12 protein-coding genes and 1 tRNA gene are annotated in these 13,336 nt (G+C 70.7%); all 13 read left to right on the top strand.

The window, feature by feature from the left end; genetic code table 11:
* Window positions 1–14: 14 nt before the first annotated feature.
* The 13 genes from DAI20_RS06335 (at window position 15) to DAI20_RS06395 (ending at window position 12,765) form a co-directional block, all read left to right on the top strand.
* Window positions 15–272 carry a DUF4244 domain-containing protein gene (locus tag DAI20_RS06335; protein WP_240605906.1) on the top strand — a complete coding sequence of 86 codons (258 nt, stop codon included), beginning with the start codon at window positions 15–17 and terminating at the stop codon, window positions 270–272.
* A gap of 32 nt (window positions 273–304) precedes the next feature.
* A complete protein-coding gene (locus DAI20_RS06340) occupies window positions 305–643 on the top strand; it encodes a TadE family type IV pilus minor pilin (RefSeq protein ID WP_240605940.1) in 339 nt (112 codons plus the stop codon).
* Complete coding sequence (locus DAI20_RS06345) at window positions 640–1,179, top strand: Rv3654c family TadE-like protein (protein WP_159084946.1); 540 nt, start codon at window positions 640–642, stop codon at window positions 1,177–1,179. The genes DAI20_RS06340 and DAI20_RS06345 overlap by 4 nt, the downstream gene beginning before the upstream one ends.
* A gap of 10 nt (window positions 1,180–1,189) precedes the next feature.
* The gene (gene topA / locus DAI20_RS06350) at window positions 1,190–3,997 is read left to right on the top strand and encodes a type I DNA topoisomerase (protein ID WP_108249629.1); all 2,808 of its coding nucleotides are present in this window, start codon (window positions 1,190–1,192) and stop codon (window positions 3,995–3,997) included.
* On the top strand, window positions 3,994–4,629 hold the full coding sequence (gene tmk, locus DAI20_RS06355) for a dTMP kinase (RefSeq protein WP_108249630.1): 636 nt from the start codon (window positions 3,994–3,996) through the stop codon (window positions 4,627–4,629). Before topA ends, tmk begins: the two co-directional genes overlap by 4 nt.
* A gap of 1 nt (window position 4,630) precedes the next feature.
* Window positions 4,631–5,833 carry a DNA polymerase III subunit delta' gene (locus DAI20_RS06360; RefSeq protein WP_108249631.1) on the top strand — a complete coding sequence of 401 codons (1,203 nt, stop codon included), beginning with the start codon at window positions 4,631–4,633 and terminating at the stop codon, window positions 5,831–5,833.
* A complete protein-coding gene (locus DAI20_RS06365) occupies window positions 5,830–7,395 on the top strand; it encodes an alpha/beta hydrolase (protein ID WP_205781352.1) in 1,566 nt (521 codons plus the stop codon). The genes DAI20_RS06360 and DAI20_RS06365 overlap by 4 nt, the downstream gene beginning before the upstream one ends.
* Before the next feature lie 60 nt (window positions 7,396–7,455).
* The gene (locus DAI20_RS06370; RefSeq protein ID WP_108249633.1) at window positions 7,456–8,082 is read left to right on the top strand and encodes a TetR family transcriptional regulator; all 627 of its coding nucleotides are present in this window, start codon (window positions 7,456–7,458) and stop codon (window positions 8,080–8,082) included.
* A 54-nt stretch (window positions 8,083–8,136) separates the two neighbouring features.
* Window positions 8,137–8,212: transfer RNA gene (locus DAI20_RS06375), tRNA-Thr, on the top strand.
* Window positions 8,213–8,297: 85 nt separating this feature from the next.
* Window positions 8,298–9,791 (top strand): D-alanyl-D-alanine carboxypeptidase/D-alanyl-D-alanine-endopeptidase, encoded by a 1,494-nt coding sequence (locus tag DAI20_RS06380; RefSeq protein ID WP_306766458.1) that lies wholly within the window; start codon window positions 8,298–8,300, stop codon window positions 9,789–9,791.
* 29 nt (window positions 9,792–9,820) lie between these two features.
* Window positions 9,821–10,414 (top strand): isochorismatase family protein, encoded by a 594-nt coding sequence (locus DAI20_RS06385; RefSeq protein WP_108249635.1) that lies wholly within the window; start codon window positions 9,821–9,823, stop codon window positions 10,412–10,414.
* A complete protein-coding gene (locus DAI20_RS06390; protein WP_108249636.1) occupies window positions 10,411–11,235 on the top strand; it encodes a TrmH family RNA methyltransferase in 825 nt (274 codons plus the stop codon). Before DAI20_RS06385 ends, DAI20_RS06390 begins: the two co-directional genes overlap by 4 nt.
* 57 nt (window positions 11,236–11,292) lie before the next feature.
* A complete protein-coding gene (locus DAI20_RS06395) occupies window positions 11,293–12,765 on the top strand; it encodes an NAD-dependent succinate-semialdehyde dehydrogenase (protein ID WP_108249637.1) in 1,473 nt (490 codons plus the stop codon).
* Window positions 12,766–13,336 lie beyond the last annotated feature (571 nt).

Below are 13,336 nucleotides of genomic sequence, written 5' to 3' on the forward strand. Positions count from 1 at the left end.
GGAAGGAGCACGGGATGATCCGACGGACCTATATGTCGAAGCGGGCGGCGCACGACGGCCGGCGTGGCGAAGGGCATGGCGAGGGTGCTGCCGATGCCGCCGCCACGGGCAGCACCACCAACAGCGAGCGCGGTGCGGCGACGGCGGAGTACGCGATCGCGACCATGGCGGCCGTGGCCTTCGCGGGGCTGCTGGTGGCGATCCTGCAGAGCGACGAGGTGAGGCAGATCCTCACCGATCTCGTCCGGCAGGCCCTCACCTACTCGGGGTGAGAACCCGGAGGCGGCGCGCCGAGACCGGGAGCGTGACCGCCGAGTTCGCCGCGGCACTGCCCGCGGCCGTCGTGGTCCTCGCGCTCTGCCTGGGTGGCATTCAGACGGTCGGGCAACAGGTGCGGCTGATGGACGCGGCGGCGGACGCCGCGCGGCTGCTCGCCCGGGGCGAGTCCGCGGGAGCGGCACGGGATCGCGTCGCCGCGGCGGTGGGGGCCGTGTCCTTTCGGGCGGACACGGACGGCGACTTCCGCTGCGTGCACCTGTCGTCGGTGCCCACATTCCTTCCCGCCCGCGCCCTCGGCGCACCGGTGACCGCCAGCAGTTGCGCCCTCGGCGGCGAGGCGGCATGGGCCGGGAGCACGCCGTGATCGAGCTGGGGCGGGGAAACCGCACGGGTACCGCGGGTGAACATCGCGTGCAGGCGCTCGCCCGCGCCGCGACGGATGACAGGGGCGCCGGCTCGGTTCTCGTGCTCGGGGTGGTGGCGTCGTGCGTGACGGTGTCGCTATTGGTGATACCTATATATAGGGGCGCGGTGACGAAGCGAACCGTGGCCAACGCTGCGGACGCGGCGGCGCTCGCCGCGGCGGACGTCGCCACCGGCATCGTTCCCGGGGTGCCCTGCGATGCCGCCTCCACCGCCGCCGCGCTGAACGGCGCTCGGCTGTCGGAGTGCCGGCTTTCGGGAGTGGTCGCGACCGTCGCGACGGAGTCGTTCGTCCTCGGGGTACGGGTCGAAGCACGAGCGCGAGCCGGCCCGCCCGGCTTTCCCGGGGAGCGGTATCCGGGGCTCGACGCGGCGTCTGCACCGGGTTTCCGCGACGCGGAGACCACCACCGGTATCGTCCGGACCATGAGGCACACCGTCGGAACCACTGTGTATGGTGTGCCTGTCAGCGAGTAGAAGGAGCCACGTGCCCGGCAAGAAGAAACTGGTGATCGTCGAGTCGCCTACGAAGGTGAAGTCGATCACCCAGTACCTGGGGGACGGGTACGAGGTCCAGGCCTCGGTCGGTCACATCCGTGACCTCATCGAGCCCAAGAACCTCCCGGCCGAGCTCAAGAGCGGATCCGTAGGCAAGTTCTCCGTCGACGTCGAGAACGGCTTCGAGCCCTACTACGTCGTATCGGACCAGAAGAAGAAGACGGTCACCGAGCTGAAGCGCGCCCTCAAGGACGCCGACGAGCTCTACCTCGCAACTGATGGCGACCGCGAAGGCGAGGCCATCGCGTGGCACCTCCTCGAGGTGCTGAAGCCCAAGGTCCCCGTGAAGCGCATGGTGTTCAACGAGATCACCAAGGAGGCCATCGAGCGGGCCAGGGACAACACGCGCGACATCGACACCGCGCTCGTCGACGCCCAGGAGACCCGCCGCATCCTCGACCGCCTCTACGGCTACGAGGTGTCCCCGGTGCTCTGGCGCAAGGTCGGGCCCGGCCTGTCCGCCGGCCGCGTGCAGTCCGCGGCGACCCGCCTCGTGGTCGACCGTGAGCGCGAGCGCCTCGCGTTCGTGGCCGCCGGCTACTGGGACCTCACCGCGGCCCTCCGCCCCGGCGCCGATGCGGCCGACGAGGAGAACGCCGACACCTTCTCCGCGCGCCTCGTCCGGCTGAACGGCGAGCGCATCGCGACGGGCCGCGACTTCGACGACAAGGGCGTGCTCAAGGCGAAGGTCCGGGCGCTCGACGCGACCGCGGCCGAGAACCTGGCCGGCGCCCTGCGCAACCCGAGCGTCCCCGTGCGGGTGACCTCGGTCGAGTCGAAGCCCTACACCCGGCGCCCCGCCGCGCCGTTCACGACGTCGACCCTGCAGCAGGAGGCGGCGCGCAAGCTCCGCTTCTCGGCGCGGCAGACCATGAGCGTCGCGCAGTCGCTGTACGAGAACGGCTACATCACCTACATGCGCACCGACTCGCCCGCGCTGTCGCAGCAGGCGATCGCCGCGGCCCGGGCTCAGGCGAGCGCGCTCTACGGGCCGGAGACGATCCCCGACAAGCCGCGCGTCTACACGGGCAAGAACAAGAACGCGCAGGAGGCGCACGAGGCCATCCGCCCGTCGGGTGACACCTTCCGCACGCCCTCGTCGCTGTCGTCCACGCTCCGCGGCAACGACTTCAAGCTCTACGACCTCATCTGGAAGCGCACAGTCGCGTCGCAGATGGCGGACGCCAAGGGATCGACGGCGTCGGTCACCATCGCCGCCGGCCCCATCGCCGCGGGCAGCGAGCCGTCGAGCGCGAGCCTCGACGGTGCGACGGCGGAGTTCGCCGCGTCCGGAACGGTCATCACGTTCCGCGGCTTCCTCAACGCATACGAGGAGGGCCGGGACGAGGAGCGCCAGTCGAACGCCGAGGCCGCCGAGGCCAAGGAGGCGAAGCTCCCGCCGCTGACCGAGGGCCAGACCCTGACCCTCACCGAGGTCGACGCCAAGGGGCACGAGACCAGCCCGCCCCCGCGCTACACCGAGGCGAGCCTCGTGAAGACGCTGGAGGAGCTCGGCATCGGGCGCCCCTCCACCTACGCGGCCATCATCTCGACGATCGTCGACCGCGGCTACGTCACGCCCCGCGGCACGGCGCTCGTGCCGAACTGGATCGCGTTCTCGGTCGTGCGCCTGCTCGAGGAGTACTTCACCGACCTGGTCCAGTACGACTTCACCGCCGAGATGGAGGACGACCTCGACCGCATCGCCGACGGTGACGCCGCCCGGGTCGACTGGCTCAACGGCTTCTACTTCGGCAGCGACAGCCACCAGGGTCTGCGCGGCGTCATCGACAATCTCGGTGAGATCGATGCGCGCAGCATCAACTCGGTGCGCATCACCGACGACATCACGCTGCGCATCGGCAAGTACGGCCCCTACCTCGAGGTCCCTGAGGAGGGCGCCGCACCGGATGCCACCCCGCGCCGCGTCAACATCCCGCCGGACCTCGCGCCGGACGAGCTGACCGAGGCGAAGGCCCGCGAGCTGATCGAGGCGCCGGTCGTCACGGACCGCGTCGTCGGTGTGAACCCCGAGAACGGCAAGGAGATCCTCGCGAAGGACGGCCGCTACGGTCCGTACGTGACCGAGGCCGAGCCGGAGCCCGAGGCCGCCCCCGAGCCGGAGGCGACCGTCGACGCCGCCACAGGCGAGGTCACGGACAAGAAGCCGAAGAAGAAGGCCCCGGCCAAGAAGGCCGCCGCCGCCAAGCCGCGCACGGCGTCGCTGTTCAAGAGCATGGACCTCGCGTCCATCGACCTCGACACGGCCCTCAAGCTGCTCGACCTTCCGCGCACCGTCGGCGCAGACCCGGAGTCGAACGAGCCGATCGTCGCGGCGAACGGCCGGTACGGTCCCTACCTGAAGAAGGGCACCGACACCCGGTCGCTGCCGAGCGAGGACGCGATCTTCGAGATCGACCTGCCCGGTGCGCTCGAACTGTTCGCACAGCCCAAGTACGGGGCGCGCAAGGCGTCGAGCGCCCTCAAGGAGTTCGAGGCCGACCCGGAGAGCGGCAAGCCCATCCGGGTGAAGGACGGCCGCTTCGGCCCGTACGTGACGGACGGCGTCACCAACGCCACCATCCCGCGTGGGGAGACCGTCGAGGAGGTCGACTTCGAGCGCGCCGTGCAACTGCTCGCCGACAAGCGGGCCAAGGGTCCGGCCAAGCCGAAGGCAAAGCCCAAGGCGGCCGCAGCGCGCAAGGCCCCTGCCCGCAAGCCCGCCGCCAAGAAGTGACGACCGGGGGATCCCGCGGCCTGTTCGTGACCCTCGAGGGTGGCGACGGGTCCGGCAAGACGACGCAGGCCGAGCTGCTCGAGCAGTGGCTCGGCCAGGTGGGCCGCACCGTCGTTCGCACGCGCGAGCCGGGAGGCACCGACCTCGGAGTCGAGGTGCGCGAGATCGTGCTGCACAGCCGGGGCCATGTCGCCCCGCGCGCGGAGGCGCTGCTCTACGCGGCTGACCGTGCCCACCACATCGCCACCCGCGTGCGTCCCGCGCTCGAGCGCGGTGACGTGGTGATCCAGGACCGCTACATCGACTCCTCCGTCGCCTACCAGGGCGCCGGCCGGGTGCTCGACGCCGGGGAGATCCGTTCTCTCTCGCTCTGGGCGGCCGAGGGCCTCCTCCCCGACCTCACCGTGCTGCTCGACCTCGACGAGGGCGCCGCCCGCGATCGGCTCGACACCGTGCGCACGCGATACGACCGGCTCGAGGCCGAGAAGAGCGACTTCCACGCCCGGGTGCGCGCCGCCTACCTGGAGCTGGCCGAGGCGGAGCCGGAGCGCTTCCTGGTGATCGACGCGACCCTGCCCATCGCCGACATCGCCGGCGTCATCCGTGCCCGGCTCGAGGAACTGCTGGACTGACGTGACGACGGTGTGGGACGACCTGACGGGGCAGCCGGAGGCGATCGCGATCTTCCGCGCCGCCGCTACCGTGTCCGGCGCCGTCGAGACCGGGGGAGGCGCCGGCGGACCGGCGGGCATCGTGGACTCCTCGTCCATGACGCACTCGTGGCTGATCACCGGCCCGCCCGGCTCCGGCCGCTCGAACCTCGCCTACGCGTTCGCCACGGCGCTCCTCAGCCCCGGGACCCCCGAGGGTGACCGGCTCACGAAGAAGCAAGTCGACGCGCGCACCCACCCCGACCTCGGGGTGCTCAGCACCGAGCGGGTCATCATCACTATCGAAGAGGTGCGCCAGATGGTGGCCGCCTCCCAGTTCTCCCCCTCAGTGAGCCGCTACCGGGTCATGATCATCGAGGACGCGGACCGCATGGTCGAGCGCACGTCGAACGTGCTGCTCAAGGCCCTCGAGGAGCCCCCGGAGCGCACGGTGTGGATCCTCTGCGCGCCGAGCGAGGCGGACCTGCTTCCGACCATCCGGTCCCGCGTGCGATCCGTGCGCCTCCGGGTGCCGAGCGTCGACGAGGTCGCCCAGCTGATCGAGCGCCGCGACGGCGTCGGCCGGGAGATCGCGCTGCGCGCCGCGCGCGAGTCGCAGAGCCACATCGGCATGGCGCACCGCCTCGCGACGAGCGCCGAGGCGCGCTCCCGTCGGGAGGAGACCCTTCGCGTCGCCCTGGGGATCCGGTCCGTCGCCGGCGCGGTCGAGGCGGCGACGCGACTGCTCGCCATCGCGACCGACGACGCCAAGACGATCACCGTCGAGCGGGACGCCGAGGAGCGCCAGAGCGCGCTGCGGTCGCTCGGGGTGCAGGAGGGCGGCGCGGTGCCGGCGGCGCTGCGATCGCAGTTGCGGGCAATGGAGGAGGACCAGAAGCGACGCGCGTCCCGGAGCCTGCGCGACGGGCTCGACCGCATCCTCGTCGACCTGCAGTCCCTGTACCGCGACATCCTGCTGTTGCAACTCGATGCGCCCGTCGACACCGTGAACGCGGCGATCCAGGATGAACTGGAGGACGCTGCGACCGCGGCGACGCCGTCGCAGTCGCTCGCGACCCTCGACGCGATCGCGCTCGCCCGCACGCGCATCGACGCGAACGTGTCGCCCGCGCTCTCGCTCGAGGCCATGCTCATCTCCGCCATCCGGAAGGGAACCGCACCGTGACCAGCCCCCGCCCCCGCCGCGCAACCGGAGTCCGACGGCTGGTCGCGGCGATGACGGCCGTGACGACGGCGCTCGCGCTGAGCGGCTGCGTCTCTCTCTTCGTCCCGGACAGGCAGGCGCCGTCCACGACCTCCGCGCCCACCGGCGAATCGGTCGACGCCGACCTCCGCCCGTATTACGAGCAGGTGCTGCGCTGGGAGGACTGCGGCGACGGGGCCACCTGCGCGACCGCCACGGCCCCGCTCGACTGGGAGAACCCGGACCCGGGGACAGACATCGAGCTCGCCCTGTCCCGCCACACCGCCTCCGGCACCGGGCAGGGGTCGCTGTTCGTCAACCCCGGCGGGCCTGGTGCATCCGGGTACGACTTCGTCAAGGACTCGGTGGACTACGCCGTCTCCGAGCGACTGCAGGAGAACTTCGACGTCATCGGCTGGGACCCCCGTGGCGTCGGCCGGTCCTCCGCCGTCGACTGCAAGGACGACGCCGGACTCGACGCCTACCTCTACTCGTACATCCCCGATCCGGTCGACAGCCCCGCCTACATCCAGAAGGCCACGGACCAGGCCGTCGACTTCGCCCGGTCCTGCCTCGAGAACACCGGGCCGCTGCTCGAGTTCGTCGACACGGCCAGCACGGTGCACGACCTCGACATGCTGCGTGCCGTGGTGGGGGATGAGAAGCTCAACTACTTCGGGTTCTCCTACGGCAGCGACATCGGCGCGCAGTACGCCGACACCTTCCCCGAGAACGTCGGGCGGGTCGTGCTCGACGGCGCGACGGACTCCAGCCTCTCCCGGTTCGACACCATCGTGCAGCAGGCCGAGGGTTTCGATTCCGCCATCCGGGCCTACCTCGCGGACTGTCTCGACACGCCGGCGGAGTGCCCCTTCCGCGGCTCGGTCGACGAGGTGCTCGTGACCGTCGACAGGATGCTCGACGGACTCGGCGCGAGCCCCATCCGCGCGGACGACGGCCGTCAGCTCAACCCCAACGTGATGACGACCGCCATCAACTCGGCCATGTACACCGAGGAGTACTGGCCATACCTGAGCCAGGCGTTCGCCGAGGTCATGCAGGGCGACGCCACCACCGCGTTCGTGCTTGCGGACAGCTACTTCCAGCGCGGCGAGGACGGCGAGTACGACAGCAACCTGTTCGAGGCGTTCACGGCCATCAACTGCATCGACTACCCGGTCAACACCGACCCCGCGGCCATCGCCGCTCTGAACGAGCAGTTGCGCGCGATCGACCCGCTCAGCGACTACGACACGCTCGGTGACGTGCAGTGCGCGAACTGGCCCTTCTCCTACCGCGGTGAGACCGTCGAGCCGGTGACGGGGGAGGGCGCCGACCCGATCGTCGTCGTGGGCACCACGAACGACCCGGCGACCCCGTACCGCTGGGCCGAGGCGCTGTCCGACCAGCTGGAGAGCGCCGTGCTGCTCACCTACGAGGGCGAGGGCCACATCGCGTACGACGAGAAGGACGAGTGCATCAACACACCGGTGGACGACTACTTCGTCGACGGCACCGTGCCGGAGGACGGGCTCACCTGCTGAGCCCGATGTGCACGGACGGCCCCCTTTGTGCACATTTGCGCTGAGTGCAATGATCAAGCCATGAGCATCATCACGGCCGAGCCCGGACTGCGGGAACGCAAGCGCCTGGCCACCCGACGCGGCATCCAGCGGGCCGTGCTCACCCTCGTCTGCGACCGAGGCTTCGACCGGGTGACCGTCGACGACATCAGTGCCGAGGCCGGGGTCTCGCCCCGCACCTTCTTCAACTACTTCGGGTCGAAGGAGGCCGCGCTGATCGGCGACAGCCTGCCCGTTCCCCCGCAGGAGCAGATCGACCGCTTCCTCTCGGCGCCCCCCGACGGGCCCGTGCTCGACGACCTCGGCGAGCTGCTCGCCTGGTCTGCGGAGGCGAGCGAGGGCGATCACGAGCTGCAGCGCCTGCGCCGCAGCGTGCTCAAGGACCACCCGCAGATCTTCGGGGCGCGCATGGCGTCGCTGCGGCAGTTCGAGGCGTCGATCGCGGAGATCGTGGCCGACAGACTCGCCCGCTCGCCGGAGTACGCGGGTCGACCGAGGGCCGAACTGCTCGACCGCGGCCTGCTCATCACGCTCGTCGCGACCGCCGCGCTGAAGCACGCGTGGTCGGGCTGGGTGGAGGACAGCGCGTCGGGCTCGCTCGCCCTGCGCTTCCGCGAATCCTTCGCCGCGATGCACACGATCAGATGACCGCTCCGCATCCGCTATAGTGGGATGCTGTGCCCGCGGAAAACCGCGGGACACGCCGCCTTAGCTCAGTCGGCAGAGCGTCTCACTCGTAATGAGAAGGTCGTGGGTTCGATTCCCACAGGCGGCCCCACCGGTTCATCTGCCCTTCAGGCCCGCGTCTCGCGGCCGCCGGGGCTTCCTCAGGGGCCCCGACGGCGCCGCGTTATCATGGTGCGGTGATTCCGCCCGAGCAGCCGCCGACGCAACCCGCGCCGGCCGCGCGCCGCTCCCGCGGACTCGGTGCCGCCATGCGTCGGCACCCGCACGCCTTTGTCGCCTCGGCCGCCGCCACGGCGTTCGTGCTGCTCGGCGCCGGAGCCGTGAGCGCGGGCGCCGCGGTCGGAACAGCGCAGGTTCCCGACGCCCGGCCCGCAGCCATCACCACGGAGGCTCCCGCCCCCGCCGCCTCGCCGTCGCCGTCGCCGTCGCCGACCCGGGCCCCGCGGCCGGTGCCGGCCGTGCAGCCCGCGGCCTCGAAGCTCCGGAACTGCTCCATCGCCGCGCTGGCCACGGACCCGCGGCTCGCGTCCTTCCAGGGCTACGTGCTCAACGCCGCGACCGGGGAGGTCCTCTTCGATCGCGGCGGCGACACCCCCGAGCGGACCGCCAGCGTCATGAAGGTGATTACCTCGGCCGCCGCCCTCACGGCGCTGGGCCCCGACCACCGGATCAGCACCCGGGTCGTCACAGGGGCGGAGCCGGGTACCGTCGTCCTCGTCGGCGGCGGCGATCCCACGCTCTCCCGGCTGACATCCGGCACCTCCGTCTACCCCGGAGCTCCCCGCATCAGCGACCTCGCCGCGCAGGTGCGATCGGCCTGGGCGGCGGATCCCGCCACGGCGGGCACACCCATCACCAGGATCGTGCTCGACACGTCGCTGTTCTCGGGCCCGGTGTGGCATCCGTCCTGGGCCCGCACGGAGCTCAGCATCGGGTACAGCAGCGAGATCACCGCGCTGCAGGTGGACGCGGACCGAGCGGATCCGGGGGCCATCGTGTCCCCGCGCAGCGAGGCGCCGGTCGCCCGTGCGGGCGCCGCCTTCGCCGATGCGCTCGGCGTCGACGCGGCGCTCGTCGAGGGCGTCGCACCGCCGGATGCCGCGGTGCTCGGTGAGGTGCAGTCCCAGCCGGTCGCATCGCTGATCAAGACGGCCCTCACCATCTCGGACAACACGCTGGCGGAGACGCTCGCCCGGCTCGTCGCCATCAAGGTCGGCGCGGGCAACACGCAGGACGCGCTCGCCGCCGGCATCCCGAAGGCGCTCGAGCCCCTCGGCCTGGACACCTCGACCATGCTGATCGTCGACGGGCAGGGCCTCAGCCCGGACAACCGTGTGCCCCCCGCCCTCCTCGCCGGACTCATGGCGAAGGTGAACGCCCGGGAGGGCGCGCTCGGCGCGATTTACGACGGGCTCCCCGTCGCGGGCCGGACGGGGACGCTCACCAGTCGGTTCACCGGCGACAACGCGGTGGCCCGTGGGAACGTCGTGGCCAAGACCGGCTGGATCGACACCGGGTACACGCTGTCCGGCATCATCTCCGCCGTCGACGGAACGCCGCTCACCTTCGCCTTCTACGCCATCGGCAACGTGCGCGACAACGCCAAGGCCGCCCTCGACACCGTCACCACCGGCGCGTACCGCTGCGGCAACAACCTCTCCAACAACTGATCGGGCCGCGGCCCGGGATCGGATCCCTCATGACACGAGCGCTCTTCATCGTCGACGTGCAGAACGACTTCACCGAGGGCGGCGCGCTAGGAGTGCCCGGCGGGGCCGCGGTGGCGAGCGGCGTCTCCGCCTACCTCGCCGAGAACCCGGAGCGCTACGACGTCGTCGTGGCGTCCCGCGACTGGCACGACGGGGACAACGACAACGGCGGCCACTTCGCCACCGCGGCGGCGCCCGACTTCGTCGAGACCTGGCCGGTGCACTGCGTCGCCGGAACGCCGGGCGCCGAGTACCACCCCGACCTCGACACCGCGCGGGTCGACGTCCATGTGCGCAAGGGACAGGGCAAGCCGGCGTACTCGATGTTCGAGGGCGTGAGCGATGACGGACTGACCCTGCCTCAGGTGCTCGACGATCGGAACGTGACCGACGTCGACGTCGTCGGCATCGCCACGGACTACTGCGTGCTCGCGTCCGCGCTCGACGCCGTGCACGCCGGACGACGGGTCCGCGTGCTCACCGACCTCGTCGCCGGGGTCGCGGATGAGACGACGCGGGCGGCGTTCGAGCGGCTCGGCGCCGAGGGTGCCACGGTCACGGACTCGCGCGCCCCACTCGCGTGACCGCTACCCGCGATCGCGTCGTTCCCATCACCGACCTCGGGGATCCACGGCTCGCCGACTACGCCCACCAGACCGATGTCGCGCTGCGGAAAGCCCGCGGGTCCGAGCACGGCCTCTACCTCGCCGAGTCGGTGCTCGTGCTCCGCCGCGCGCTCGCCGCGGGTCACGTGCCGCGGTCGGTGCTCGCGCTCGGCAACACGGTGGACGAAGCGCTCGACGCCCTTGCTGACCATCCCGACGTCCCGATCTTCGTCGGACCGGGGGAGTTGCTCGCCGAGCTGACCGGCTACATCCTGCATCGCGGGCTCATCGCGGCCATGAACCGTCCGGTCCTGCCCGACGCGGCTGCGCTGCTCGCCGGCGCCCGGCGCGTCGTGGTGCTGGAGAACGTGGCGGACCCCACGAACGTCGGCGCAATCTTCCGCTCGGTCGGCTCCATCGGCGCGGACGCGGTGCTGGTCACGCCGCGCTGCTCCGATCCGTTCTACCGCAGGGCGATCCGGGTCAGCATGGGCACCGTGCTGCAGGTGCCGTGGACCCGCGTCGGCGACTGGGACGAGCTGTCCAGGATGCTGTCCGGCGCCGGTTTCCACACGGCCGCCCTCGCGCTGGCCCCTGGCGCGATCCCGCTCGCCGAGTTCGCGGCCGCGCCGCCCGAGCGCGTCGCCATGGTGCTCGGCGCGGAGGGTGACGGGCTCACCCCCGAGGCCATCGCCGCGGCGGACACCGTCGTCACGATCCCGATGCGCCACGGCATCGATTCGCTGAACGTCGCGGCGGCGAGCGCGGTCGCCATGTGGGCCCTCGCCCTTCCGGGCTGACCCCGCGGCCTAGCATTGTTTTCAGGAGCGTTCCACCAACGCGAGAAGGGTCGCAGCATGGCTATCTCTGAGCAGGAACTGCTCGCCTCGGTCCCCACGGGGCTCCTCATCGGCGGGGAGTGGGTCCCGGCGACCGGCGGGCGCACCTTCGACGTGCAGGACCCCGCGACCGGCGCGGTGATCGCGACCATCGCGGACGCGTCGCCCGAGGACGGGATCCGCGCACTCGACGCGGCCGTCGCGGCGAAGGAGTCCTGGGCGGCGACGGCACCGCGCACGCGCGGCGAGCTCCTCCGGAGTGCGTTCGACCTGCTGCGCGAGCGCGCGGACGAGTTCGCGCTGCTGATGACGCTCGAGATGGGCAAGCCGCTCGCCGAGGCGGCGGGCGAGGTGACGTACGGCGGTGAGTTCCTGCGCTGGTTCAGCGAGGAGGCGGTGCGGATCTCCGGTCGGTACGGCCCGAACCCCGAGGGGACGGGCCGCATGATCGTGAGCAGGCATCCCGTCGGGCCCTGCTTCCTCATCACCCCCTGGAACTTCCCGCTCGCCATGGCGACGCGGAAGATCGCGCCGGCCCTCGCGGCCGGGTGCACCGTCGTCATCAAGCCCGCGGAACTCACGCCGCTGACCACGCTGCACTTCGCCGCACTGCTGCGCGAGGTCGGCGTCCCCGACGGGGTGCTTAACGTGATCCCCACGACCGAGGCCGGCGCGGTGTCGGCGCCCATCATCGCGGACCCGCGGCTGCGCAAGCTCAGCTTCACGGGCTCGACCGCCGTGGGGAAGAAGCTCCTCCAGCAGTCGGCGGAGCAGGTGCTGCGCACCTCGATGGAGCTCGGCGGCAACGCCCCGTTCATCGTCTTCGACGACGCCGACATCGACCGGGTCGTCGACCAGGCGATGCTCGCGAAGTTCCGCAACGTCGGTCAGGCCTGCACCGCGGCGAACCGCTTCCTGGTGCAGGAGACCGTCGCCGACGAGTTCACCCGCCGGATGCAGGAGCGCATCGCGCAGCTGCGGGTCGGCCGCGGGACGGAGGAGGGGGTCACGATCGGCCCGCTCATCAACGCCGGCGCCGTCGACAAGGCGACCTCGCTCGTGTCGGACGCGGTGGAGCACGGGGCGACCCTCGTCGCCGGGGGAGAGCCGCTCGACGGTCCGGGGCACTTCCTCCCACCGACACTGGTGACCGGCGTGCCCGAGGGGAGCCGCATCCTCCGCGAGGAGATCTTCGGCCCGGTGGTGTCCGTCGTCCCGTTCGGGTCGGAGGACGACGCGGTGCGGATCGCCAACGGCACGGAGTACGGACTCGTGTCCTACGTCTTCACCGGGTCCTTCCCCCGGGGCCAGCGCATGATTGACCGGCTGGAGAGCGGCATGGTCGGTCTCAACATGGGCGTCGTGTCCAACGCCGCGGCTCCGTTCGGGGGGATCAAGCAGTCTGGGCTGGGTCGCGAGGGCGGCGCGGAGGGGATCAACGAGTACCTCGAGACGAAGTACACGCTGACCCCGGATCCGTTCGCGGTCTGAGGTCCGCCGACTCGCGGCTGCAAGATGGTCCCATCCCCCGGGATTCCGCGGGAGTGTGGCGCGACACGCCCGGGCTGCAGCGCGAAGTTGCGGCCCCTGCAGGGCCTGCGTAAAGTACTTACTTGTCACCCCAAAGGTGCGGGAAAGCCGCTGAGCTTCCCGGCCTCAAGCGGGGGCCACCTCCTCCTTCTCACCGAATCGGTGATCGTCTGTTGAAGACGTCCCGAACGTGTGGCTAGGATGGACAACCGTTCCCGTTTCGGGTCCGGCCGAGAGTCTGCCATCGCAGGATGGCGAAAACCTCGACTTGACAGAAACGAAGAACAATGTAAGATAGAGAAGTTGCCTCGGAGGAAGTCCTGAAAGGGATGGATCCGGGTGCGTCCGATCCTTGAGAACTCAACAGCGTGCACAATGTCAAATGCCAAATATCCTCGGCAATCACTGTAATGGTGGTTGGTGAGATTCCTTTGGATTAGATAATGAATGTCAGTTGATATTCGAATTTAGTCAGAACAAACTCGCGGAGACTGGGTATCGATTCCCGGTTCTGGTTTTCGCATCTAGATGT

Origin of the sequence: Planctomonas deserti (genome assembly GCF_003067705.1) — a bacterium.
In the GTDB taxonomy this organism is placed as follows: Bacteria; Actinomycetota; Actinomycetes; order Actinomycetales; family Microbacteriaceae; genus Planctomonas; species Planctomonas deserti.